Raw genomic sequence first — 25,314 nt, 5'->3', positions numbered from 1 at the left:
TTGTTATGCGCGCAAGGTTGCGAGCAATCGGTCGTACGACGCCTTGAGCGTTCCCTCTGTTATCTCGGGATTCGCTCTCAGCGCTTCTTCCACTTGGCGGTCCGCAAGGGCCCGCAAGTGATACCGGCGACGGCTTTCGCGCGTCGTTTCCTCAGTTCGGTTTTCCACGATGCTGTTTCGGTGCGCGTCGATCGCGCGGTCAAGATCGGCCACGCCACGGCCGTCAGCCTGCGTTTGCAGGACGGGAACACTGCGCCCGCTCCGCTCGTTCAGCACGGCAGACAGGTCCGATGCCATGCGCCGCGCGCCGGGCATGTCCGCCTTGGTCACCACGATGATATCCGCCATTTCCAGAATGCCCGATTTCATCGTCTGCACACTATCGCCCGCATCCGGGGGTACGATCACCACCAGCGTATCGACGACCTCATGCACCGCGACCTCGGATTGTCCTACCCCGACCGTTTCGAGGATGATTTCATCGAAGCCCTGAACCTCCAGCAGCGTCAGCAGATCGACGACGTTGTCGCACAATCCGTTGCGCGCGCCCCGGCTGGACAGGGAGCGCAGATAGAGCCCCGGCAGATCCGCGATTGCATCCATCCGAATCCGATCCCCGAGGATCGCCCCACCGCTGACCGGACTGGAAGGGTCGATGGCCAGAACGGCGAGCGTGTCCAGCGTGCCGGGCGACAGCCGCTCCTGAACCAGCGCGTTTATCAGCGATGATTTTCCGCCCCCCGGCGGGCCGGTGATGCCGATGCGAAATGCCGGTTGGACCTTGCTGTCACCGATGGCTGCGAGCACTTCCGCCACCGGCGCGTTGGCAACCCGCGTCAAGGCACGCGATATCCTGCGTCGGTCGAGGGGCGGGGCGTCACTCATCTGCGCCCCCCTGCCCGTCATCGCCAAGCAGCGCGGCGTTGTGTTCCCCCAGCATGGGTGGCGCGCGATAGCTCGGCACCTCACCCGAGATCTTGATGGCGTTACCGATGAGGCGCAGTTTTTCATCGCCCACGGGGATCTCGATCACCATGTCGCGCGATGCGGTAAGCGGTCCGTCAAGTGCCTCGGGAAAGCTCTGGATCGAGGCCACGACCAGCCCGAGGGGCGCAAGTTGCTCCACCCATTCCTCGGCGGTCTTTTCCTGCATTCGCGCGCTGATCGCGGGAATGACCAGATCGCGGTTGGCGGATCGGCCGGCCATCTTCGCAAATCGCGGATCGGTCAGCCATTCCGCCTCGTTCAGGGATTCCGCGAACAATTTCCAGAACTTGTCATGCGTGATGAAGAGCACGACGTAGCCGTCGCTTGTCGGAAACAGCTGCGCGGGCACGATATAGGGATGGGCACCGTCCTTGATGCGCGCCGACTTGTCGCCCGAGTTGAGGTAGCTGCTGCCGAGGTAATTGAGCTGGGACATCATCGTGTCGTACATCGACACGTCAACCTGCCCGCCCCGGCCCTCCAACATCTTGGCGACCAGTCCGAGGGCGCCCATGACCCCGGCTGAGTTGTCCACCGCCGAATAGCCCGGCTTTACCGGGGGGCCGTCCGGGTCGCCCGTCAGAAGCATGACGCCGGTCATGGCCTGTATGACGTAATCATAGGCGGGCGAATCCGCGTATGGACCTTCGAGGCCGTAGCCCGTCAGTGCCAGACAGGCGAGCGTGGGATTGATCCCCTTCAGGCTGTCATATGTCAGACCCAGCTTCTTGATCGCCGCCGGGCGCAGATTGGTGACGAGGCCGTCCGCCTGCGCCACCAGTTTGGCCAGCCCTGCCCGGCCCGCATCCGACGCGAGGTCGAGTGTAACGCTTTGCTTGCCGCGATTGAGCGAGGCAAAGTAGGTGTTGTGTCCCGCCACATCGTGGGGCCCGATATTGCGCCCGATATCCCCCTCCGGCGACTCGATCTTGATGACCCGCGCGCCCAGATCGGACAAAAGCATGCCACAATAGGGACCGGCCAGCATGTGGCCTATCTCGATGATCGTCCTGCCTTTCAGAGGCCCGACCATCATGAAAGCTGACTGTCGATTTCCGCGATGACGGACTCGATGGTCATTTCGCTGGTATAGATGCCGCGTACCCCTGCGGCGCGAAGGGTTTCGAAATCCTCCTCCGGGATCGTGCCACCGACAAAGACCTTGATGTCGGCTGCGTCCTCGATGCGCAACCGCTCGATGACGGATGCCGCAAGCTCCTTGTGACTGCCGGACAGGATCGACAGCCCAAGCATATCGACATCCTCGTCCACGGCGATGCGCACGATCTGTTCCGGGCTGCGCCGCAATCCGGTATAGATCACCTCCGCCCCCGCGTCGCGCAGGGCCAGCGCGATGACCTTCGCACCGACGTCGTGACCATCGAGGCCGGGTTTGGCGATCAGGATGCGTTTCTTTTCAAGTGTCATGATGTCAAAACCTTATGGGTTCCTGGAATTCGCCCCATTCCTTCTTGAGCGATGCGACCATCTCTCCGACGGTGGCGTAGGCGTGGCAGCACTCGACGAGATGCGGCATGACGTTTTCGGTATCGGTCGCGGCGGCGGCGCTCAGCGCGGCGAGCGCTCGGTCCACCTCAGCCTGATCGCGGCGTTCGAGCGTCGCCGCGTGCTTTGCCAGAACCTGCTTCACCGTCTCGGGGTCCTGGCTGAACATCTCACCCTTGTCGCTTTCGTTGCGCGCGCGGGTGCCGACGTTGACGCCCACCACAGGGCGCGCGCCGCTGTCCGTCGCCTGCTTGCGCTCCTTCGCGCGCTCGGCGACCTTGGCTTGCAGATAGCCGTCCTCGATGGCCTTCACGACGCCGCCATATTCGTCGAGCTCATCCATGATCTCACCGATCATCTCTTCCATCTGATCGGTCAGCCACTCGACGTAATAGCTTCCGCCCAGCGGATCGACGGTGCGCGCCACCCCGCTTTCCTCGGCTATGATCTGCTGCGTGCGCAGGGCGATCTCGGCGCTCGTCTCCGTGGGGATCTGGTAGGCCTCGTCGAAGGCGCAGGTAAAGATCGACTGCGCCCCGCCCATCACCGCCGCCATCGTCTCAACCCCGACGCGGACGACGTTGTTCATGGGCTGCGCCGCCGTCAGCGAAGACCCCCCGCACACCACGCCAAAGCGGAATTGCAAAGCCTTCTGATCTGTAACGCCGTAGCGTTCGGCCAGCATCTTCGCCCACATCCTGCGCCCGGCGCGGAACTTTGCGACCTCTTCAAAAAGGTCCATGTGCACGTAGAAGAAGAAGCTGAGACGTTTGGCGAACTTCTCGATATCTCCACCACGCCGGTTGAACTCGTCAACATAGGCAAGCCCGTTCGCCAGCGTGTAGGCCATCTCCTCCGCCGCTGTTGAGCCGGCGTCGCGCACATGCGCACCCGCGATGGAAATCGGGTTGAAGCGCGGTGTCTGCTCGTTGGCGTAGAGCACCGAGTCCGCGATCAGCCTCATGGAGGGGCGCACCGGGAAAATCCATGTGCCCCGGGCCACATATTCCTTCAGGATGTCGTTCTGGATCGTGCCGGTCAGCTGCGCGCGCGGAACGCCCTTCTTGTCGGCCACGGCGAGGTACATCGCATAGATGATCGCAGCGGTGCCGTTGATGGTAAAAGAGGTCGAGATCTTCGAAAGGTCGATCTGGTCGAACAGGATCTCCGCCTCCGCCAGGGTCGACAACGATACGCCGACCTTGCCGATCTCGGACATGGCCATCTCGTGATCCGGGTCATAACCGCACTGCGTTGGCAGATCGAGCGCGACCGACAGGCCGGTCTGCCCGCGATCCAGCAGGAACCGGTAGCGTTCGTTCGTGGATTCCGCCGTGCCGAACCCGGAATATTGCCGGATCGTCCAGAGCCTGCCCCGGTATCCGTTTTCGAAGATGCCCCGCGTGAATGGGAACTGCCCCGGTTTTCCTTCGGACAGGTTCCCGACCATCTCGGCCGTTACGGTGATCGGCACTTCGATGCCCGAAGGCGTATGCGATAGGTGATCGGACATTGTCTTGTCGCTTCCCGTTTGTACTGCCGCGGTCATGCGGGCTTCATTTTGTTCAACAGCCGGTCCACGGCCCTGTCATGATCGGGGTGCGCCCAGGCGAAACCGAAATTCGCGGTTTCCAGTCGGTCCATCTCGGCCCGGTCGTTCCGGCGCAGGTGCAGGGCCATCGCCTTGAAGGAGCGCATCACATGCGGCGATTGTCCGCGCATCGGTGCCACGAACGCCTCAAGCGCATCGTCCAGCGATACGCCATCCTCAGCGGTGGCATTGTAGAGGCCCATGCCGGTGGCCTGCGCCGGGTCCAGAACCTCCATTCGGGTCATCATCTGCAAAGCGTAGCCCGTTCCGACCAGCCGCATCAGGTCCGCGCCGCCGCCCCAGGCGGACGTGATGCCGAGCTTTCCCTGAATGAACCCGATCCGCGCATGGGATGCAGCGACCCGCATGTCACAGGCCAGGGCCAGCTCCGCCCCGCCCCCCAACGCATCGCCATTCAGAGCTGCGATCACCGGCAAGGGAAAGTTGCGCACGGCGGTGAGCGCCTTCTTCGCGTGGGTGGCCATGGCAATCGCCGCCTCCTCACCCTTGACGGCGGAAAGCTCCTTCAGATCGCCGCCTGCGGCAAAACTCTTGTCCCCGGCCCCGGTAAGGACCGCGACCCTGAGGTCCTCATGCACGGCTGCCTCGTCGAACGCGGCCGCGATTGCATCCAGCGTCGCCATGCTCAGCGCGTTGCGCTTTTCCGGGCGATCAATGCAGATTCGCAGGACGCCATCGGTCAGGCTGGTAACGACAGGGCGCTTCATCCGAAATCTCCACTGATGCGGGTGCAGGCCGTTGTCAGCGCATCCTCGATTTCGGCCTGCTTGCTTTCCATGCGTCCGATCGGACCGGCGACGACGACGCCGTAAATCTCCCCTCCGATGCGCACGGGGGCGGCCATCGCCAGAACCTCCGAGACGTTCTCGCCGCGCGTCATGTAAAATCCCCGGTCGCGCGACTGTTCGAGGTCCCTGCGCAGAACGTCGGGCGTGGTCAGCGTGTTTTGCGTGACCGCGTCGAGCGGCAGGGTTTTCAGGAAACCCTCCCGCACCTTCTTCTCGGATTCGCCCAGCATCAGCTTGCCGAGAGCGCTCGAATGGAGCGGCTTCATATCGCCGGGCCGCGCGCTGTAGCGGATGGAGTGCGGGCTCTCGACGACGTTCAGGTAGACGACCGCATCCTTTTGCAAGGTGCCCAGGATCACGGTCTCCTCCGTCGTATCGCGAAGCTCCGCCATGTGAGCGTCGAAATATTTCAGAACCGGATCGTTGGCGGCAATCGTCTCCGCGATCTGCAGGAGCCGCCGGGTGGGATAGTGCCGCCGGGACACGTTGTTCGAATAGAGATACCCGCCATTCTGAAGCGCCTTCACCAAACCGTGGCAGGTGCTGAGCGGCGTCGCCAGCAAGTTGGAAATCTCGCTGAGGGACTGCGGCGCCCCAACGGCGGCGAAGGCTTCAAAGAGGCGTACGGATCGGGTGCTTGATGCATCGGCAAAATTCATAATACAGAAAAACTCTTCGATATATCGAATCGAGTCAAATAAAAAATTCTGGTGGCGATGCGGCAGCCACAGGCAGCACCCCCGTGATGCGGGTCAGATCGTGAATGAAAAGTCGGATTTTCGATGCAGGCGCGGGCCTGACAGCGCACGGAAAGCTGCAATCGCCCCACAAACGAAAAAGGGCGGCCGCATGCGCGACCGCCCCCCCTTTCGTCGAGGTCGAAAGCCTCAGTTCGTGATGATCTCCGGCCCCATGCGTGATGTGGGCAGCCAGGTGGAAATCCACGGCACATATGTGACGATGATCAGAAAGACGAACAGAACCAGCAGGAACGGCAACGCGGCCTTGACCACCCCCATCATCGGCATGCGGGCGACGCCGGACGTGACGAACAGGTTCAGTCCCACCGGAGGGGTGATCATTCCGATCTCCATGTTCACGACCATAATGATCCCCAGATGGATCGGGTCGATGCCCAGTTCGATGGCAATCGGGAACACCAGCGGTGCCACGATCACCAGCAGGCCCGACGGCTCCATGAACTGACCGCCGATCAGCAGGATCACGTTGACCATGATCAGGAAGGTGATCGGACCCAGCCCCATGCTCAACATGGATTCCGAAATCCGTTGCGGGATCTGCTCGTCGGTCAGCACATGCTTGAGGATCATGGCATTGGCGATGATGAACATCAGCGTGATGGTCAGCTTGCCCGCATCCAGCAGAACGCGCCGCGTGTCGGCGTGAACGAACGATGTCAGCAGCGCCTGCGGCTTGTGCATCACGGATGAACGCGGCTGTCCATCCTCAGTCTCGGCCAGCGGCCCCATGTCGCGATAGATGAAGCACGCGACCAGGAATGCATAGACCGCGGCCACGGCGGCGGCCTCCGTCGGGGTGAAAATCGCGCCGGTAAATCCGGGAATCCCGTAGATGCCCACCATGATGATGACGATCAGCAACAGGCCCCAGAACGCATCGACGAAGCTGTTCCATATCTCGCTCCAGCCGTTCCACTCACCCTTCGGCATGTCCTTGATACGGGCCACGACGTAAATCGCGATCATCAGCATGGTGCCAGCCAACAGGCCCGGGATCACGCCCGCCAGGAACATCCGCCCCACCGATACATCCGTCGCGGAGGCATAGACCACCATCACGATGGATGGAGGGATCAGAATGCCCAGCGTTCCCGCGTTGCAGATCACGCCGGCGGCGAACTCCTTGGTGTAGCCGACCTTCTGCATGGCGGCGATAACGATGGAGCCGATGGCGACAACAGTGGCAGGTGAGGATCCCGACAGCGCCGCGAAGATCATGCAGGCCAGAACCCCCGCGATGGCCAGCCCGCCGCGCATATGACCGACACATGCGATGGAAAACCGAATGATCCGCTGCGCCACGCCCCCGGTGGACATGAACGAGGATGCCAGAATGAAGAACGGGATCGCCAGCAATGTGGAATGCCCCGCCATCGCCTGAAACAGGGATTGCGCGATCGAGGCGAGCGACGTGTCCCCCAAGACCAGCAGAAACAGGATCGAGGACAGGCCCAAGGCGACCGCGATCGGCACACCGATAGCCAGCAATGTGATGACGCACAGAAACAGGACGACGACTTCCATTATGTACGCTCCTCGCGGGCCAGTTTGTCTGCCGCTTGCTCTACGGCTTCTTCAGCCTCATGACTGACGATCAGGCTCGACGAAGTGCCGCGAACGATGGCGATGGTCGCCTGGATCAGGCGGAACAACAGCAGGGCGACGCCCAGAGGCAGGATCAGATACGGGATGGCGCGCGGCAGCTTTTGAAAGGGTGGATCGCCGTCATACAGCAACCACCCCTCGACGAACCGCAGCAGGTCGGGCATCGGAACGAACCGCGTTTCGTACCAGCCGTTTTCGCGGGTGTTTTCGTCCAGCCCCGTGGGGAACCAGCGGCCGGTCGTCTGATCCAGGTTCGCGAACGGCGCCCAGTAATCCCAAGCACCCTTCATCAGCAGTCCGGCATAGATCAGACAGAAGATGGCGGCGATCAACGCTGTGATCCGCTGGCCGCGTGCCGGCAACAGGGATGTCAGCGCATCGACGCCCAGATGCGCCGTGATCTTCACGCAATAGCTCATGCCAAACAGAACCAGCCAGGCAAAGAGATACTCCACCACCTCCGGCCCCCAAAGGATCGAAGAAGAGAATCCGTATCGCAGCACGACGTTGAGGAATGTCATCGCCGTCATCAGGGCGAGGATCAGGGCAATGACGTTTTCTTCAAACGCACCGAAAAAGCCGCCTAGACGTCCGCGATGCGGGGGGGCCACGCTGTTCATGCTCATCCTTTCGATAGACCGGGCTTTCGATAGACCGGGATGCCGCCACGACAGGCGAGTCCACAAGGCAAAATAACGGGAGCGGCCCGTCAGAACCGCTCCCGCTTCGTCAGAACCACGCGCCGGGCGCGTGGCTCCCCGCATCAGTGGCGGGAGTTGATTTCCTGTGCGGCATCAATGTTTTCCTGACCGACATCGGCCACGAACTGCTCCCACACGGGCTTCATCGCATCGACCCATGCGGTCCGCTGCTCGGGCGTCAGGCTGCGCACGGTGCCGCCGGCGTCGATGATGGCCTGACGGGCCTCCTGGTTCACGGCCTCGGATGCGGCGTTGCGAGAGACGGTGACCTCGTTCAGGATGGTCGCGAGCTGATCGCGCACGTCCGCATCCAGGCCCTGCCACCAATCCTCGGACGTCACGACCAGATAGTCGATCACGCCGTGGTTGGTTTCGGTGATGCCGTCCTGCACCTCGAAGAACTTCTGACCGTAGATGTTGGACCAGGTGTTCTCCTGACCATCGACAACACCGGTCTGCAACGCGCCATAAACTTCAGCGAAGGCCATAGGCTGCGGCGAGGCATCCAGTGCCTCCATCTGCGCGACGAGCACTTCAGAAGGCTGGACGCGGAATTTGAGGCCGGACGCATCGGTCGGCAGCTCCAGCGGGATGTTCGCAGACATCTGCTTCATGCCGTTGTGCCAGAATTCCAGACCACGAATGCCGCGACGGATCATGACTTCCTTCATCGCCTGACCGGCATCGGAGTTCTGGAATTCATCCACGGCGGAGATGTTGTTGAACATGAACGGCAGATCGAAGATCCGGTACTGGCGGGTAAAGCTTTCGAACAGCGACAGCGAGGGCGCGGCCATCTGAACGTCGCCCTGCAACATCGCCTCCAGAACCTGCTCATCGGTATAGAGCTGGCTGTTGGGGAAGACTTCCATGCAGGCGGTTCCGTCCATCTCGGCGTTCACACGCTCGGCCAGTTCGGTGGCGGCGATGCCCTTGGGGTGACGGTCGGTGTTGGTGACGTGACTGAACTTGATGACCAACTCACCCTCTTCGCAGCTGGCCAGCGCAGGCAGAGCGGTCAATGCGGTCGCCGCGAACATCGCGGCAGTCATAAGAAGTTTCATGGTCATTCTCCCAGATACATATGTATGCCGACGCGTCCCGCGCCATGCTTCCGAACCCCGCAGGGCTCATGGCGCAATCGGGCACCATTGCAAGGGTCCGCGTCAACAGATCATACACCCTTCGGTGCAACTTTTTGCCGTTGACACCGTGCCCGGTTATCGGAATACGCATCACGCGCGCGCGAGCGGTATGGCACCACGCTGGAGGCCATATCGTCGTCGCGTATATGAGGCGCATCCCGTTTTTTGGCTGGTTTGCGCCTGTCATTCGGTCACGGGGCTCTGTCAGTACTTTCTTGGCCATCCCCCGTTACCCGCCGGTCCAGTCACGCACCAGCCACAGCGTGTATCGCCGTTCGCTGCCCGCATGATCCGGGATGGAGCGCGCGCCCAGTATTCGCCGATTCGCAAATTGCGAGGCCATCGCAACCCCGTCATCTGGCCAGAAGGCCACCAGCACGCCGTCGCCCTCCACCGCCAGGGGGCCTTGCGCCACGCGCAGCGGCAATGGTCCGTCGGTCGTCATGCCGATGACGGGCGTATCGCGTAGTCCACCCCGCCACGCGCAAGGCAACAGGGGTGCGCGAGCCGCTCCGATCAGCGACACGGCGCCTTCTTCCTCCATGGTCAGCAGGACATCCTCGCAAAATGCCGCATCCGCCCGCCGGGCTGCATGGGGGTCCGCGATCGCGGGCAGTCCCTCTCCGAACGCCGCATACATCATCGACACCGCCAGCAGCATCGCGCCAACCGGCGCGCCAATCCCGCCCAGCGCGATCAGCCGCCAGCCACGCAGCGCGCTTCCGGCTTGCCTCAGAGCCAGAGGGGCAACCAGCACCGCCGTCAACATGGGCGATCCCCGCTCCAGCAGAGCCAACGCGATGCCCAGCGCAATCACGCTCCAGATCCACAGGCCCAGCGCATCGGTGGAGCCGCGCAATCCGCCCAGCAGCAGAGGGCCCAACGCCAGCACCGCCAGCGCCAGTTCCCACCATGCGGACGATCCGCGCACTGGCAGCGCACCCAGCAAAGGTGCCCCCGCCGTCGCCGCGGACCAGATCACGAACGGCAAGACCAGCACCGCGATCACGCCTAATGCCAGCACCGGCCCGCGCCACGCCACCCCACGCCAGATCAGCAGCGCGAACAGCACCAGCATGGCGCCTATCAACAGTGGTTGCGCGTGCAACAGGACCGCGCCCGACAGCCCCAGCCAGAGCCAAGGACGCAGGGGCGGCGTCTTCTCCCGCTTCGGACGGGGGGCGGCGGCCCGCTCCAGCAACAGGGCAAAGGGGGCGGCTGCGGCCAGCAAGACGCTCGCATTCAGTCCCGACAGGACCAGCCACCAGACCAGCGGCGACGACAGACCGGCAATCAGGGCCATGCGGCCGCGCGGCGCCAGACATCCCAGCAATACGGCCAGCATCGCCAGGGACGAAAGTCGCAATGATGCCAGCATGTCACCGCCCACGAACAATGCGATCCGCAGTATCCAACTGCCCAGTGGCGGTGCGTCGAGAGGCAGGAACGGCCCACCCAACGCGCGCCGCCATTCGGCCGCCTCACCCGTGGACAGTTGGACTGCTGGCATCACCGCACCGAGGGCCGTCAACAGGATCAGGAACCCGCCCAGAACCGGCGCAAGCCAGACGGGCGGCGGGGAAAGCCGCTTTCTACGTGCCATATTCGACGTGGAATCAGGCGGCGCGACGCAAACCGGCGGCGGCCCGCCCGAATGCTTCGAACAAGGCGCGGGAGACCATATCCTCCCCCGCCTTGTATTCAGGATGCCACTGCACCCCCATGGCGAAACCGGGCGCACCCTCGATATAGATCGCCTCGGCGGTTCCGTCGGGCGCGCGGCCATCGACGATGACGCGACTGCCCGGGTCCTCGATCCCCTGCCCGTGCAGCGTATTGGTCAAGACTTCGGGCGCACCGAACAACCGTGCAAACGGCCCATCGGGGGTCAACGTCACCCAATGGCGCAGCGCGAACTTCTCCTCCATCGTGCCATCGGGGGGCATACGGTGGTTCAGGCGTCCGGGAATGTCGCGGATTTCAGGGTGCAACGTCGATCCGAAGGCCACCGCCATTTCCTGAAAGCCACGGCACAGTCCCAGCACGGGAACGCCCCGCGCCACGCATTCGCGGATCAGGGGCAGCGCCAGCGCATCGCGCGCGCGATCGAACGTGCCGTGGGCCTCCGTCTCCGCATGACCGTATTCCTCGGGGTGCACATTGGGGCGCGCACCCGGAAACACGAATCCGTCACAGACCTGTATGGCGTCCGCGACCCCGATCATTGCTGGATCGGCTGGCAGCATCATGGGAATCGCGTCGCATACCTCAACGATTGCGGTGATATTCATCGTGCCGACGGCCTGCACCTGATACTGATCGTTGATCTGGTGCTGATTGCCGATGATACCGATAACGGGACGGGACATGGTCGCTCCTGAATCGTGTGCTGCATCGCAGTATGCCCGCACAGTTACGCTTCGTCCACGCCCCGGTTTTCACTTTCCGCAAATATCCGCGCCGCAGGCTCTTACTTCTTGCGCTTGCCACCGTTGGCAACGCGGGCCGTCACCTCGATCTCGATCAACATGCGCGGGTCCAGAAGCTCGGCCACGAACATCGTCGCGGCGGGTCGCACGTTGCCCAGCCAGGTATGCAGCACCTCGTGGCTCTGCTCGAACAGATCGCGGTTCGGCACCATATAGGTGACGCGCGCAACATCCGCCATGGATGCGCCGACCGCTGACAGGGCCGTGTTGATGTTGCGCATCGCCTGATCGGTCTGCACCGCCATATCGTCCGAGATTTCCATGGTCGCATAGTCAAACCCGGTGGTGCCCGAAACGAAGACCCAGCGTCCGTCCCGCACGGCGCGGCTGTAGCCGATGGAATTCTCGTATTCGGACCCTTGCGAGAAGAGTTGTCGCGTCATCATATGCTCCGTATCTTGGGCGCAAATCGGTGAGCACCGCAGGACCATCCTGTGTGATGCGATCTATACCCGCCCTGCAACCCCGGCAAGCGAAACGGATACGGGTCCCGGCTCCCGATCGCTTCTATCCCGACAGGCCTATACGATGATCCGAACAACACTGCTGGCCCTGACCGTCGCCGTTCCCGCACAGGCGGAAATATCGCTGAGCCTGCCGCTCGGCGCGCAAACGGAAACCATAGTGGTCCACCACACCTGTGCCGACGGGCGCGATCTGTCGGTTCGCTACATTACCGACGCCCATCAAAGCCTTGCGCTGCTGTCCCCCGACGGCTCCGAACGGCTGTTCGTGGCCGTGCTCGCCGGATCGGGCGTGCGCTATGTTTCAGGCGAATGGGAATGGTGGAACAAGGGCAATGAAGGCACGCTGACGAACCTGCGCACCCGTATGGCTCCCCTGCTCTGCGAAGCAAACGAAGACTGATCTCGCAGGGTCAATCCGCCTGGACGGATATCGAAATAAGCCCGCCGCGGATTTCTGAGCCTAAGGCTCGCCGTGGCCTCGATCCGGCTATACCCGCCAGTTGATCGTTGTCCGCGCTGTCGCAGGTCACCCACCGCGCCGACGACCGCCTCTTTCTTGTCCAATACCACGACGGACAGAGGTTTGAGGGTTATCTCGTCTTGCGGCGGGTGATTTCAGACATCGAGCGTCCTTTGAAGATGCGCCGGAGGGATGCCTCCGGCGGGGATATTTGGGGAAAGTGAATGGCTCAGGATGCCTTCAGTTCCAGCCTGCGGCGGTGAAGGACCGGTTCGGTATAGCCCGAGGGCTGCTCCGTCCCCTTGTAGATCAGGTCCTGCGCCGCCTTGTAGGCTATGGTGTCGAAGCCGGGGGCCATGGGGATGTAGTCGGGATCGCCGGCGTTCTGGGCATCGACCTTCGCGGCCATGCGTTGCAGCACTTCCTCCACCTGATCGTGGGTCACGACGCCGTGGTGCAGCCAGTTCGCCATGTGTTGCGAGGAAATGCGGCAGGTCGCGCGATCCTCCATCAGGCCGACATCATTGATGTCGGGCACCTTGGAACAGCCGACCCCGTGATCGACCCAGCGCACCACGTAGCCCAGGATCCCCTGGGCGTTGTTCTCCAACTCCGCCCGAACGTCCTCCTCGGACCAGTTCTGCCCCTCCGCCACAGGATAGGTCAGCAAATCGTCGAGCGTTGCGCGCGAGCCGCCTGCCGCAATCTCATCCTGACGGTCCAGAACGTTGATCTGGTGGTAATGCGTCGCGTGCAGGGTTGCAGCGGTGGGCGACGGCACCCAGGCGCAGGTCGCGCCTGCCTTCAAGTGGCCGATCTTCTGCTCCAGCATATCGGCCATAAGATCGGACATCGTCCACATCCCCTTGCCGATCTGCGCGCGCCCCTTCAGACCAGCGGTCAGTCCGATATCGACGTTGCGATCCTCATAGGCCTTGATCCAAGGGGTCGCTTTGATGTCACCCTTGCGCATCATCGGCCCGGCCTCCATCGAGGTGTGCATCTCATCGCCGGTCCGGTCGAGAAAGCCGGTGTTGATGAACGCCACGCGATGCTTGGCGGCACGTATGCATTCCGCAAGGTTGACCGAGGTGCGCCGCTCCTCATCCATGATGCCCAGTTTTACGGTGTGACGGGGCAGGCCCAGAACATCTTCCACCCGATCGAATATCTCATCGGTGAAGGCGACCTCATCGGGGCCGTGCATCTTGGGCTTTACCACATAGACCGAGCCGCAGACCGAGTTGCCGCCGTCGCGTTGCAAATCATGCATGGCGCACAGCGTCGTGACCATTGCGTCCAGCAGCCCCTCCCCGGCTTCGTTTCCGTCGCGATCCAGCACGGCGGGATTGGTCATCAGATGGCCGACATTGCGCACCAGCATCAGGCTGCGCCCCTTCAGCGATAATGTGCCGTCCGTGCTCTCATATGTCCGGTCAGGGTTCATCTTGCGAATGAAGGTCTGACCGTCCTTTGTCACCTCCTCCTGCAAATCGCCCTTCATCAGGCCCAGCCAGTTGCCCCAGGCCAGAACCTTGTCCTCGGCATCGACGGCGGCGACGGAATCCTCGCAATCCATGATGGTCGAGATCGCGGATTCCAGCAGAACGTCCGCGACGCCCGCCTTGTCCGACCCGCCGATCCGGCTGTCGCGGTCGATCTGGATTTCGATATGCAGGTTGTTGTTGCGCAGCAGGATCGCGCTGGGCGCATCCCTGTCGCCGCGCCACCCGGCGAACTGTTCCGGGCTGGCCAGCAGCATCCCGTTGAACACCTTGGGCGGCTTTCCGGCGGAGGGGACCTCGCGGCTCTGCATGGTTTCGGTGCCGCGCGTATCCTCGTCATTGAGAATCTCCGCCTCCAGCCCGCGATCAGTCACGCGGTAGCCCGCAACATCCGCGTGCGAGCCGGAGAACAGGGGTGCCACCTCATCCAGAAACGATTTCGCACGGGCGATCACCCGCGCGCCACGCTCCGCGTCATAGCCCTTGCCGGTGGGCAGATCGCCCAGCGCATCCGTACCGTAAAGGGCGTCGTACAGGCTGCCCCACCGTGCGTTGACCGCGTTCAGCGCATAGCGGGCGTTCATCACCGGCACCACCAATTGCGGGCCGGGTGTGCAGGCGATTTCCGGGTCCACATCGCGCGTCTCGATGGTGAAGGGTTCCCCCTCGGGGACCAGATAGCCGATTTCGCGCAGGAAATCTTTGTAGGCCTGCGCATCATGCGGTTGACCGCGATGCTCGATATGCCAGGCGTCGATCTTCTCCTGCATCTGACGTCGGATCGCCAGCAATTCGCGGTTGCGCGGGCCCATATCGTGGATCAGGTTGGACAATCCCTTCCAGAATGCGCCCTCATCGACACCGGTGCCCGGCAGGGCCTGCGTGCTGATGAAATCCTTCATCTCCTGCGCGACGTGCAGGCCTTCGATCGCTATCCGGTCTGTCATGGCCGTCTCTCCTCTGGGATGTTTCCGAACAGATAGCGCGTGGGGCGCGCAACGCAATGTCGGGGGCAATGTCGGTGGGATCCGATTTCATATGGTGGAATAGGCCGACCGCTTGCACTTCCCCCGACGCACGCCCACCATAGGGCCGAACCGCTCAGAGGGACCATGTATGAGCCGACAATCCGTCATCCGCCTCGAAGATTATAAGCCGTTCTCGCATCCGGTCAGCACGGTGCACCTGACATTCCATCTGGATCCGGAGGCCACCCGCGTGCGGGCCGAGATCGCGTTCGGGGCAGGCACCGGCGACCTGCGGCTGGATGGTGTGGACCTCGACCTGCTCAGCGCCGCGATCAACGGGGTGCCCGTTACCCCCACATGCGATGAGGACGGCCTGACCGTCGCCGCCGCCGACCTGCCCGACGGTCCGTTCACATGGGTTGCGGAAACCCGGATCGACCCCGCCGGCAACACCACGCTGGAGGGGCTGTATTACCGCCGTGACCTGTTCATCACGCAGTGCGAGGCCGAAGGCTTTCGCCGCATCACCTACTTCCCCGACCGTCCTGACGTGATGGCGGTCTACACGGTGCGCATCGAAGGCGACATGCCGGTGTTGCTGTCCAATGGCGATCTGACCGGCAGCGGACCCGGCTGGGCCGAATGGCACGACCCCTGGCGCAAGCCCAGCTATCTGTTCGCGCTGGTCGCGGGTGATCTGTGCAGTGTCGAGGACAGCTTCACCACCATGTCCGGTCGCGATGTCACGCTTAAAATCTGGGTGCGCGATGGCGATCAGGGGCGCTGCGCCTACGCCATGGATGCGCTCAAACGGGCGATGAAATGGGACGAGGACACCTACGGACTGGAATACGACCTCGACCTGTTCCAGATCGTCGCGGTGGACGATTTCAATGCCGGCGCGATGGAGAACAAGGGCCTCAACGTCTTCAACTCCAAATACGTGCTGGCCAGCCCCGAAACCGCCACGGATGCCGATTTCGACGGTGTGGAAAGCGTCATCGCGCATGAATATTTCCACAACTGGACCGGCAACCGCATCACTTGCCGCGACTGGTTCCAATTGTCCCTCAAAGAGGGGCTGACCGTCTTTCGCGATCAGTGCTTCTCCGCCGATATGCGATCGGCCCCGGTCAAGCGCATCGAGGACGTGCTGCGCCTGCGCGCCGGGCAGTTCCGCGAGGATGCAGGCCCCCTCGCCCATCCCGTGCGGCCCGAAAGCTATGTCGAGATCAACAATTTCTACACTGCCACCGTCTATGAAAAGGGGGCGGAGCTGATCCGCATGCTGCGTGAGATTGTCGGGCAGGATGCCTACGACGCGGCGCTGAAGCTGTATTTCGAACGCCACGACGGGCAGGCCTGCACGATCGAGGATTGGCTGAGTGTGTTTCAGGATGCGACGGGCCACGACCTGTCCCAATTCCGCCGCTGGTATCATCAGGCCGGAACGCCCCACCTGACGGTCGAGGATCGGTTCGAGGGGGGGCAGACGATCCTGACCTTTCGCCAGACCACCCCGCCGACCCCCGGTCAGCCGGACAAGCAACCGGTGCCGATCCCGATTCGCTGGGGCTTGCTGGACGATGGGGGCGAGGTCGCGAATGGCACGTTCCTGTTGACCAAGGCCGAGCAGGAATTGCGGGTCAAGACTGCCGCCCGCGCGGTCCCCTCCGTCCTGCGCGGCTTCTCGGCTCCTGTGATCCTGGAGCAGAAGGGGCAGCCGGGCGATGCCGCCCTGCGCCTGGCCCGCGATACGGATGCGTTCAACCGGTGGGAGGCCGGGCGCACCCTCGCGCTCGACGTACTGGCAGGCGATGGCGACCCGGCACCCTGGCTGGACGGCGTGTGCGCGGTTCTGAATGACCAGACGCTGGACCCGGCCCTGCGGGCATTGATCCTCAGCCTGCCCACGCAGGAGGGTATCGCGCAGGAGATCGCCTTGCGCGGCGGAACCGTCGATCCTGATCTGGTGCATGTGCGGCATCAATCGCTTGAGGAAGCACTGACCTCACGCCTGGGCGCGGAGGCGATGCGCATCTCGCGCGCGATCCGGCCCACCGGGGACTATTCGCCCGATGGTCAGGCGCCGGGGCAACGGGCGCTGGCAAACCGCCTGCTGTCGCTCGCCGCCCGCCGCGACACCGATCTGGCGCGCGAGGCGCTGGCGCAGGCGTCGAACATGACGGACCGCCTCGCCGCACTGGCGCCCCTGATCCGCGCCGGACAGGCGGAGGCGGAGCTGGCCTCATTCCACGCCGAATGGACCGGCACCGACCTGGTCATCGACAAATGGTTCGCCATGCAGACCAGCCTCGCCCCGGCACATGAGGCGCTGGACGTGGCGCAGCAACTCCAGAACCACGAAGATTTCGCATGGACTGTGCCGAACCGGTTCCGTGCGCTGGTTGGCGGGCTGATCGGCAACACCGCCGCGTTTCACCGCGCCGACGGGGCCGGTTATGTCTGGCTGGCGGACTGGCTGCTGAAGGTGGACAAGCGCAACCCGATGCTGGCCGCGCGCATGTCAGCCGCGTTCGAGACGTGGCGGCGCTACGACGAAGGGCGGCAAAAACTGATCCTCGATCAACTCGAACGCATCGCCAGCGCCGATGGGTTGAGCCGCGATACCGGGGAGATGGTCGGTCGAATGCGAGCGCAGGCATAGTCGGTCGGATGCGAGCGCAAGCGTAGGACCGGGATGTTCGGACGACCGCAAGAGGCGGAAGGTTTCCCTCCGCCCCTTCACCACTGTCCGAACGCAGTCCGAGGGTGTGCTAGCCGACAAAGGCCTTCTCGACCACGAAATCGGCCGGCGCGGAATTGGATCCTTCGGTAAAGCCCGCCTCCTCCAGAATGGTCTTCACATCGAGGTTGAGGCCCATTGATCCGCAGATCATCACACGATCTTCCGCCGGGTTCAGCGGCCCGGTGCCGAGCGCCTCATACAATTCGCCAGAGCGCATCAGGTCGGTAATTCTGCCTTTGTTTACAAACTCTTCCTGAGTAACGGTGGCGAAGTAGTGCAGCTTGTCCATTGCCTGCTCCCCCACCAGAGGATCCTCGGGCAGACCCTCCACCAGACGCTGACCGTAAGTCAGCTCCTGAACCGTGCGGCATGTATGCGTCAGGATAACCCGCTCATAACGCTCGTAAATATCAGGGTCACGGATCAGGGAGGCAAACGGGGCTATGCCCGTGCCGGTCGCCAGCAGCCACAATCGCTTGCCCGGCAGCAGCGCGTCGGTCACGAGCGTCCCGACCGGCTTGGGCCGTACAATCACTTGATCCCCAACGGAAATATTTTGCAGTTTCGAGGTCAGCGGCCCATCCGGCACCTTGATCGAATAGAACTCCAGCGTCTCATCCCAACTGGGGGAAGCGATGGAATAGGCGCGCAGAAGCGGTTTGCCGTCCTCCTTGAGCAACCCGATCATCACGAACTCACCCGAGCGGAACCGCAGAGAGGCCGGTCGCGTCACCCGGAACGAAAAAAGTCTATCGGTCCAATGCGTTACTTCGGTAACAATTTGCGCATCAGGGCGCACAGGGGCGTTTACGGGCTGTTGAATCGTCATGAGTCTGTCCTTGAGAACCGATCAGGCGGAGCGGCGGAATTTCGATTGGTAGCGAAGCGTCTGAACCGGGCTCCACTGTGGTGCGGGCTGGCGCGCGGCGAGCGCATCGTCAATCTCGACCTCATCAAAGCCGACGCCGCGCGCCTTTCTATATTGTTCTGCAATAACATGCCCCTGCGCGCGCAACTTACCGCGATATCCCAAATCGCGCAGGCGCGCGGCGATGGTAAATCCGCGTCCGTCCGCGCTGGACGGAAAAGGAATGCGGATCAGCGGAGCGTCCTTGATCGTGTCGAAAACCGCCACCACATCTGCATCGTTCGGCAGATCGACACCCTGTCCGTCGGATTGTTCGCCCGGCGCGGCAAACCCCGCGTTGAAGCCGTCAGGGCCGAAGCCTGCATCGGTCACGATCACGCTCATTCTACTGTCTCCTTGATGGGCCCACGCACCATCTTTCCGTCGATGAAGTGGATGCCGCATTCTTCTTTTTCCTCGCCACGCCAACGGCCTGCGCGGGGATCTTCACCTTCCTTTACCTTCGAGGTGCACGGCGCACAGCCGAGGGAGGGATAGCCCTGCGCGACCAGCGGATGTCGGGGCAGCTTGTTGTTCCAAAGATAGTCCTGCACATCCGACGGGCCCCAATGGGCCAGGGGGTTGATCTTGATGCGCTGGTCGCCCTCCGCTTCGAAGAACTCCAACGCCGCGCGGGTGCCGGACTGGAACCGCTTACGCCCCGTGATCCACGCATCATAGGGCGTCAGCGCGGCCTCCAACGGGATGGTCTTGCGCAGGGTGCAGCACGCATCGGTATCGCGCTGGTGCAGCGTGCCGTCAGGATCCTGCGCGGCAAGCTGGGTGCGGCTGGCGCGTATAATCTGAACGTTCGTCAGGCCCAGCGTCTTCGCGACGTCGTGTTGATAATCCAGCGTTTCGGGAAACAGCATCTCGGTATCAATAAACAGCACCGGGATATCGGGATTTACCACGGCGGCAAGATGCAGCAGCACCACGCTCTCCGCCCCAAAGGACGAGACGACAGCGACACGGCCGGTTTCCTTGGCGTTCAGCGCCTCACGCAGGACGGCGCCGGCGGCATGGTGCCGGAAGCGGTCGTTCAGCGCGGCGACGCGTTCGCCTACGGTTGCGAAATCCTGCTCAGGCCGCATTCGCCCTCTCCTGCTTTTCGGGGTAGAGCGCCACCTTGAATGGACCCATCCCGACCCGGCGATATGCCTCCAGGAACGTCTCCTCAGGGTCGGCGCGCAGGTCCAGATAGGCCTTGATCAGGCGCTCGACCGCCGGAACAATCTCATCATATGCGAAACCGGGTCCGGCCCGTTCGCCGATGGTGGCCGTCTCGGTGCCGTCGCCGCCAAGGGTGATCTGGTAGTTTTCGACCCCTGCCCGATCCAGCCCCAGAATGCCGATATGGCCGACATGGTGATGCCCGCAGGCGTTGATGCAGCCCGAGATCTTGATCTTGAGCGGACCGATGTCACGCTGCGCGTCGATATCCGCGAAGGCCGTGGAAATCTGCTGCGCGACCGGGATCGAGCGCGCCGTCGCCAACGCACAATAATCCATGCCGGGGCACGCGATGATGTCAGAGACGAGGCCGACATTCGCCGTCGCCAGACCCGCGTCCTTCAGCGCCGCGAACACGGCCGGCAGATCGCCGCGATGCACGTGCGGCAGGACGACGTTCTGCTCATGGCTGATGCGCAGCTCATCATGGCCGTATTTCTCGGCCAGATCGGCCATCACGCGCATCTGGTCCGAGGTCGCATCACCCGGCGTTTCCCCGATCCCCTTGAGCGAGATCGTGACGATGGCGTAATCGGGATTCTTGTGCGCCACGGTGTTGGTGTCGATGAAGCTGCGCAACGCGCCGTCCAGCACCGGCGCGATGTCGGCCGTCTTGTAAGCGGGCGGCTGGAAGCCGGTTTCGATGTGGTCGATCAGATCCTGCGGCACCACGAAATCGTCGCGGATACGCTCGAACACTTCGGCGACGCGGCTTTGCATGACTTCCAGAGATTCTTCGTGGACGAGGATCTTGATGCGCGCCTTGTACTTGTTATCGCGGCGTCCGTGCAGGTTATAGACCTGCATGACCGCTTCGAGATAGGGCAGCAGATCGGCCTTGGGCAGGTAGTCGCGCAGCACCTTGCCGATCATCGGCGTGCGGCCCAGCCCGCCGCCCACGATCACCTCGTAGCCCGGCGCCCCGTCCGCGTTACGCACCATGCGCAGGCCGATATCGTGCGCCTTGACCACGGCGCGATCGTTGGAGGAGCCGGTGACGGCCACCTTGAACTTGCGTGGCAGGAACTGGAATTCCGGATGATCCGTGGACCATTGACGCACCAATTCTGCGGTCGGGCGTGGATCCTCGATCTCATCCGCGGCGGCCCCTGCGAAATGATCGGCGGTAACGTTGCGGATGGTGTTGCCCGAGGTCTGTATCGCGTGCATCGACACATCCGCCAACGCTTGCAGCATGTCGGGCACGTCCATCAGCTTGGGCCAGTTGTACTGGATGTTCTGGCGTGTGGTGAAGTGGCCATAGCCCTTGTCCCACTTGTCCGCGATCATCGCCAACTGGCGCATCTGGCCACTGTTCAGCGTGCCATAGGGGATCGCTACGCGCAGCATGTAGGCGTGCAATTGCAGGTACAGACCGTTCATCAGGCGCAGCGGCTTGAACTCATCCTCGGTCATCGAGCCGTCGAGGCGGCGCGCCACCTGGCCGCGAAACTCCTGCACGCGGGTGTTGACGAATTCGCGGTCGAAATCAGTGTAATCGTACATGGATCAGGCCTCTGCGGCTTCGGCTTGCTTGCCGTGGCTGTAGTTGGAGGGGCCGCGTGTGCGGAACGCCTCTCTGAAATGGACGGGACCGGGGGTGCCGTTCGCGTCGAGCGTGGCTTCGGCCAGATACGGCCCCACGATCTTGAGCTGTTGCGCGGCGGCGGTGGCGAGCATCGCCTCGGCCTGCTCCGCATTCTGGGCGACCTGGGCGCTGGCGTGGTCGCGTGTCCAGCCGCCCTCGGCGGTCAGATAGATCACGTCGCCCAACAGCAGGTCGTTCGCGGTTACGATTTGGGGTTTGAAGGCCTTGGCCATTTTATGCCTCCACTTTCTGGAATTGCGGGGATTGCAGGGTTGGGATCGCGGCCTCGGCCGCGCGGGGTGTCAGGCCCAGCATCAGGATCACGGGGCCATTCACGCCCTCACGCGACAGCATGTCGGGCAGGTCGATCAGGGTGCTGGGCAGAACCCGCTGATTCTGGCGGCTGACATTCTCGATCGCGGTGATCGGCGTATCCTCGGGCGCGCCGTACATCATCAGGCGCCCCCGCAGGAAAGTGCTGGCCTTGCGCCCCATATAGATCGCGGCGGTGGCCCCTTCGCGGGCCAGATCGCGCCAGTCCTGCTCGGCGAAGCCATCGACATCGTGGCCGGTGACGATGCGGAAGGACTTGTTGCGGCCCCGCTTGGTCAGGCTCTGCCCCAGCGATGCAGCCGCGGCAGAGGCGGTGGTGATGCCCGGAACGATTTCCCAGCTCAGACCGTGCGCGTCGAGCGCCTCGATCTCCTCGTCCAACCGGGCAAAGATCGCCACGTCGCCGCCCTTGAGACGGGCGACCTTGTGACCCTCGGCGGCCTTGGCAACGATCAGGGCGTTGATGTCTTCCTGCTTCCACGAAGGACCGAAGCCGGTCTTGCCGACCTCGACAATCTCCGCCTCGCGCCGGGCAAGCTCCAGGATGCCCGGCCCCACCAGACGGTCGGTGACGACGACATCCGCCTCATGCAGCAGGCGGCGGGCCTTCATGGTCAGCAATTCCGGATCACCCGGACCCGCACCGATCAGGGCGACGTGACCGATAGCGGCCTGCCCGTTCAGGGTTTCGTTCAACAGCTCGTCCAGTTCCTCACGCACCGCAGCCTGCCCTTGGCTCAGCGCGCGGGGGCCACGGTCGAAATAAAAGGCGGACCAGAAGGCCCTGCGAATGCTGCCCATTGGCAAAGCGTCGGCAACAGGGCGAAAGGCCTGTCCGATACGGGCCAACGTGCCCAGATTGGCGGGCAGCATCTCCTCCACCCGGCGCTTGATGTCCCGGGCCAGCACGGGTGCCGCGCCCTCGGTCCCGATGGCGACGGTCACGGGATCGCGGTCCACGATGGCGGGCGTGATGAACTGGCTGTCCTGAAGGTTATCGACGATGTTGATGAGAGCCCCGGCGCGGCGCCCGATCTCGGCGGCCCGCGCATCCTCAACCGCATCCTCGTTCGCCCCGTAGAGCAGCGCCGCGTCGATCGCGTCCCCCTCCGCGATCGGGCGTTCGATCAGGGTCAGCTTACCGTCTGTCGCAAGCTCACGCAGCTTCGCATGCGGATCGGTGCCATAGACGGTTACGTTAGCTTCGGTTTTGAGGATCAGCCGCAATTTCGCCAGCGCACACTCCCCCGCGCCCGAAACGACCACATTGCGTCCGGCGAGATTCAGAAAGATCGGGAAATGGCGCATCGCTCTCTCCTGCGTGATCTGCTTGGCCTGCTTGGCTTTGACTCCACATGGCAGCTTAGAACATAATTCCAAGATTCAGGGTATATGGCGCTGGAAATAAGAACGATGATCCTATACGGGGGAGGCAAACACACGTTTTTACCGGAAAAGCGGGAATTTACAGAATGAGCATCCGACTCGACGATACAGACCGGAAAATCCTTGCCGAATTGCAGGAGGATTCCGCACGTTCCCTCGACGAAATCGCCCGCCGGGTAGGTGCATCCAAGACCCCGGTCTGGAACAGGATCCGCAAGATGCGCGAGTCCGGGATCATCCGGGGCCAGACCACCCTGCTCGATCCCGAAAAGCTGGGGCTGGAGGCCTGCTTCTTTGTTCTGATCCGCACCAGTGAACACGATGCAGGCTGGTTGGAGCGGTTCCTGAACGCGGTCAAGAACCGTCCCGAGGTGATGGAGGCCCATCGACTGGCCGGTGATATCGACTACATCCTGAAGGTGCGCGTCGCCTCCGCCCGCGCCTATGACGTATTTTACAGGGCGCTGATCCAGGAGGTGTCGATCTACAATGTCACCTCCACCCTGTCGATGGAGGAGATCAAGAACACCACCGCATTGCCCATCCCGGACAGTTCGGCATAATCCGTGCCCTGCCCCCTTGCCCTAGCGTCAGGTCAAAAGGTCGCCGAAACGCGTATCGGCCTTATGTGATGATACATACGGCCCCATACTTATGGGCAAGGACGATGACGTCACCGAAGCCGCCTTCAGCATTCACCCAAGGGACGCAATCATGAAAATCGCAATGATGGCGCGAAACGCCAATCTCTACTCGCACAAGCGTCTGGTCGAGGCGGCGCAGCAACGCGGCCACCAGATCGACATTATCAACACGCTGCAATGCTATATGAACATCGCATCGCGCCGGCCCGAGATCTACTATGACGGCAAGTCGCTGACCGGCTATGACGCGGTGATCCCGAGGATCGGTGCTTCGATCACGTTCTACGGCCTCGCCGTTCTGCGGCAGTTCGAGATGATGGGCGTCTTTCCCCTGAACGAAAGCGTCGCCATCGGACGCTCACGCGACAAGTTGCGGTCCATGCAATTGCTGGCGCGGGACGGCATCGGCTTGCCGGTCACGGCCTTCGCGCATGATGCCAAACAGGCCGGAGAGGTCGTGAAGCTGGCGGGCGGCGCGCCCGTTGTCATCAAGCTGCTGGAGGGGACGCAGGGCATCGGCGTGGTTCTGGCCGACACGGAGCGGTCCGCCAAGTCGGTGATCGAGGCGTTTCGCGGTGCGAACGTCAACATCCTCGCCCAGGAATTCATCAAGGAATCCGGTGGCACCGACATTCGCGCCATCGTCGTGGGCGGCAAGGTGATCGCCGCGATGAAACGCACCGGGGCGGAGGGTGAATTCCGCTCGAACCTGCACCGGGGCGGGTCCGCGAAGGTCATCAAGATCTCACCCGAGGAACGCTCCACCGCCGTGCGCGCGGCCAAGGCGATGGGCTTGAGCGTTTGCGGCGTGGACATGCTGCGCTCGAACCACGGGGCCGTGGTGATGGAGGTCAACTCCTCCCCCGGGCTGGAGGGTGTCGAGAAGGCCACCGGCCTCGACGTGGCGGGCACGATCATCGAACATCTGGAAAAGCACGCCAAGCCCGGCGCGACCCGGACCAGGGGCAAGGGCTGACCACCCCGTTTCGCCCCCTTCCTTTCCAGAACATCGAATGAGCCAATGTCCACCAAACCCAAGAAACCCAAACCTCAATTAATGGTAATCGGCTGGATCGAGCATATCGCCCTGCCCGATCTGGGCATCCCCGATATTCGCTGCAAGATCGACACGGGCGCACGCACCAGCGCCCTTCACGCCGACGATATCGAGCGGTTCGGCAAGGATGACGAGGATTGGGTGCGCTTCGGCCTCCGGCTCAAATCACACGGTCCGGCAATGCGGATCGAGGCGCCGATCTACGACATTCGCAGGATCAAGAACACCGGCGGCATCCCGCAGGAGCGGATCGTGATCCGCACCACGGTCAATCTGGGTGGGCGCGAATGGCCGATCTCCGTCTCGCTGACAGATCGGTCCAGAATGAAATTTCCGATGATCGTCGGACGCTCCGCGCTCAAGAACCAGAACATCGCCGTGCACACCCGCCACGCCAACCTGACCCGTCGCTGAGGACCTTTC

Annotated in this window: 24 protein-coding genes; 5 read left to right on the top strand and 19 right to left on the bottom strand. The window is 62.8% G+C overall.

Annotation, left to right across the window (positions count from 1 at the left end; translation table 11 throughout):
* Positions 1 to 3: 3 nt before the first annotated feature.
* The 12 genes from H1S03_RS02340 to H1S03_RS02285 all read right to left on the bottom strand — a co-directional run bounded on the left by H1S03_RS02340 (position 4) and on the right by H1S03_RS02285 (position 11,977).
* Positions 4 to 885, bottom strand: coding sequence for an ArgK/MeaB family GTPase (locus H1S03_RS02340; protein ID WP_185802959.1), 882 nt, complete (start codon positions 883 to 885; stop codon positions 4 to 6).
* Positions 878 to 2,023: a CaiB/BaiF CoA transferase family protein gene (locus tag H1S03_RS02335; protein WP_185802958.1), complete on the bottom strand. Its 1,146-nt coding sequence runs from the start codon at positions 2,021 to 2,023 to the stop codon at positions 878 to 880. Before H1S03_RS02335 ends, H1S03_RS02340 begins: the two co-directional genes overlap by 8 nt.
* Positions 2,020 to 2,415: a cobalamin B12-binding domain-containing protein gene (locus H1S03_RS02330; RefSeq protein WP_166190853.1), complete on the bottom strand. Its 396-nt coding sequence runs from the start codon at positions 2,413 to 2,415 to the stop codon at positions 2,020 to 2,022. Before H1S03_RS02330 ends, H1S03_RS02335 begins: the two co-directional genes overlap by 4 nt.
* A gap of 4 nt (positions 2,416 to 2,419) precedes the next feature.
* Positions 2,420 to 4,042, bottom strand: coding sequence for an acyl-CoA mutase large subunit family protein (locus H1S03_RS02325; RefSeq protein ID WP_221892559.1), 1,623 nt, complete (start codon positions 4,040 to 4,042; stop codon positions 2,420 to 2,422).
* A complete protein-coding gene (locus H1S03_RS02320; RefSeq protein ID WP_185802956.1) occupies positions 4,039 to 4,812 on the bottom strand; it encodes an enoyl-CoA hydratase/isomerase family protein in 774 nt (257 codons plus the stop codon). The genes H1S03_RS02325 and H1S03_RS02320 overlap by 4 nt, the downstream gene beginning before the upstream one ends.
* Positions 4,809 to 5,552 (bottom strand): IclR family transcriptional regulator, encoded by a 744-nt coding sequence (locus tag H1S03_RS02315; RefSeq protein ID WP_185802955.1) that lies wholly within the window; start codon positions 5,550 to 5,552, stop codon positions 4,809 to 4,811. The genes H1S03_RS02320 and H1S03_RS02315 overlap by 4 nt, the downstream gene beginning before the upstream one ends.
* Positions 5,553 to 5,780: 228 nt before the next feature.
* A complete protein-coding gene (locus H1S03_RS02310) occupies positions 5,781 to 7,178 on the bottom strand; it encodes a TRAP transporter large permease (RefSeq protein WP_185802954.1) in 1,398 nt (465 codons plus the stop codon).
* Entirely contained in the window at positions 7,178 to 7,879 is a 702-nt protein-coding gene (locus tag H1S03_RS02305; RefSeq protein ID WP_185802953.1) for a TRAP transporter small permease, read from the bottom strand. Before H1S03_RS02305 ends, H1S03_RS02310 begins: the two co-directional genes overlap by 1 nt.
* A gap of 143 nt (positions 7,880 to 8,022) precedes the next feature.
* Complete coding sequence (locus H1S03_RS02300; RefSeq protein ID WP_166190840.1) at positions 8,023 to 9,024, bottom strand: DctP family TRAP transporter solute-binding subunit; 1,002 nt, start codon at positions 9,022 to 9,024, stop codon at positions 8,023 to 8,025.
* Positions 9,025 to 9,334: 310 nt separating this feature from the next.
* Positions 9,335 to 10,708 (bottom strand): hypothetical protein, encoded by a 1,374-nt coding sequence (locus tag H1S03_RS02295; protein WP_185802951.1) that lies wholly within the window; start codon positions 10,706 to 10,708, stop codon positions 9,335 to 9,337.
* Positions 10,709 to 10,721: 13 nt separating this feature from the next.
* Positions 10,722 to 11,474, bottom strand: a complete 753-nt coding sequence (locus H1S03_RS02290) for a gamma-glutamyl-gamma-aminobutyrate hydrolase family protein (RefSeq protein WP_185802950.1) — start codon at positions 11,472 to 11,474, stop codon at positions 10,722 to 10,724.
* 101 nt (positions 11,475 to 11,575) lie between these two features.
* Positions 11,576 to 11,977 (bottom strand): RidA family protein, encoded by a 402-nt coding sequence (locus H1S03_RS02285; RefSeq protein WP_185802949.1) that lies wholly within the window; start codon positions 11,975 to 11,977, stop codon positions 11,576 to 11,578.
* Between the two features lie 145 nt (positions 11,978 to 12,122).
* On the opposite strand from H1S03_RS02285, the gene H1S03_RS02280 reads away from it, so the two are divergent.
* Positions 12,123 to 12,461 (top strand): MliC family protein, encoded by a 339-nt coding sequence (locus tag H1S03_RS02280; protein WP_185802948.1) that lies wholly within the window; start codon positions 12,123 to 12,125, stop codon positions 12,459 to 12,461.
* Positions 12,462 to 12,750: 289 nt separating this feature from the next.
* Here the strand turns inward: H1S03_RS02280 and H1S03_RS02275 are convergent, their stop codons facing one another.
* Complete coding sequence (locus H1S03_RS02275; protein ID WP_185802947.1) at positions 12,751 to 14,973, bottom strand: malate synthase G; 2,223 nt, start codon at positions 14,971 to 14,973, stop codon at positions 12,751 to 12,753.
* A 169-nt stretch (positions 14,974 to 15,142) separates the two neighbouring features.
* On the opposite strand from H1S03_RS02275, the gene pepN reads away from it, so the two are divergent.
* Positions 15,143 to 17,662 (top strand): aminopeptidase N, encoded by a 2,520-nt coding sequence (pepN, locus tag H1S03_RS02270; RefSeq protein ID WP_185802946.1) that lies wholly within the window; start codon positions 15,143 to 15,145, stop codon positions 17,660 to 17,662.
* Positions 17,663 to 17,771: 109 nt separating this feature from the next.
* On the opposite strand, the gene H1S03_RS02265 is transcribed toward pepN, so the two are convergent.
* Genes H1S03_RS02265 through cysG form a run of 6 tightly spaced genes read right to left on the bottom strand, consistent with a single transcriptional unit; the run spans position 17,772 to position 23,112 of the window.
* The gene (locus H1S03_RS02265) at positions 17,772 to 18,572 is read right to left on the bottom strand and encodes a ferredoxin--NADP reductase (protein WP_185802945.1); all 801 of its coding nucleotides are present in this window, start codon (positions 18,570 to 18,572) and stop codon (positions 17,772 to 17,774) included.
* A 21-nt stretch (positions 18,573 to 18,593) separates the two neighbouring features.
* Entirely contained in the window at positions 18,594 to 18,995 is a 402-nt protein-coding gene (locus H1S03_RS02260) for a DUF934 domain-containing protein (protein ID WP_185802944.1), read from the bottom strand.
* On the bottom strand, positions 18,992 to 19,744 hold the full coding sequence (locus H1S03_RS02255; protein ID WP_185802943.1) for a phosphoadenylyl-sulfate reductase: 753 nt from the start codon (positions 19,742 to 19,744) through the stop codon (positions 18,992 to 18,994). Before H1S03_RS02255 ends, H1S03_RS02260 begins: the two co-directional genes overlap by 4 nt.
* On the bottom strand, positions 19,734 to 21,389 hold the full coding sequence (locus H1S03_RS02250) for a nitrite/sulfite reductase (protein WP_185802942.1): 1,656 nt from the start codon (positions 21,387 to 21,389) through the stop codon (positions 19,734 to 19,736). Before H1S03_RS02250 ends, H1S03_RS02255 begins: the two co-directional genes overlap by 11 nt.
* A gap of 3 nt (positions 21,390 to 21,392) precedes the next feature.
* Positions 21,393 to 21,704 (bottom strand): DUF2849 domain-containing protein, encoded by a 312-nt coding sequence (locus tag H1S03_RS02245; protein WP_185802941.1) that lies wholly within the window; start codon positions 21,702 to 21,704, stop codon positions 21,393 to 21,395.
* A gap of 1 nt (position 21,705) precedes the next feature.
* Positions 21,706 to 23,112, bottom strand: coding sequence for a siroheme synthase CysG (cysG, locus tag H1S03_RS02240; RefSeq protein ID WP_185802940.1), 1,407 nt, complete (start codon positions 23,110 to 23,112; stop codon positions 21,706 to 21,708).
* A 164-nt stretch (positions 23,113 to 23,276) separates the two neighbouring features.
* On the opposite strand from cysG, the gene H1S03_RS02235 reads away from it, so the two are divergent.
* From H1S03_RS02235 to H1S03_RS02225, 3 genes are all read left to right on the top strand, one after another.
* Complete coding sequence (locus H1S03_RS02235) at positions 23,277 to 23,753, top strand: Lrp/AsnC family transcriptional regulator (protein WP_185802939.1); 477 nt, start codon at positions 23,277 to 23,279, stop codon at positions 23,751 to 23,753.
* Between the two features lie 151 nt (positions 23,754 to 23,904).
* Positions 23,905 to 24,810, top strand: coding sequence for a 30S ribosomal protein S6--L-glutamate ligase (gene rimK / locus H1S03_RS02230; protein WP_185802938.1), 906 nt, complete (start codon positions 23,905 to 23,907; stop codon positions 24,808 to 24,810).
* Between the two features lie 45 nt (positions 24,811 to 24,855).
* Positions 24,856 to 25,305: an ATP-dependent zinc protease family protein gene (locus H1S03_RS02225; protein WP_185802937.1), complete on the top strand. Its 450-nt coding sequence runs from the start codon at positions 24,856 to 24,858 to the stop codon at positions 25,303 to 25,305.
* Positions 25,306 to 25,314: the final 9 nt, after the last annotated feature.

Source organism: Pontivivens nitratireducens (genome assembly GCF_014235845.1).
Lineage (GTDB): Bacteria > Pseudomonadota > Alphaproteobacteria > Rhodobacterales > Rhodobacteraceae > Pontivivens > Pontivivens nitratireducens.
This window is presented reverse-complemented; position numbering and strand designations above follow the sequence as displayed.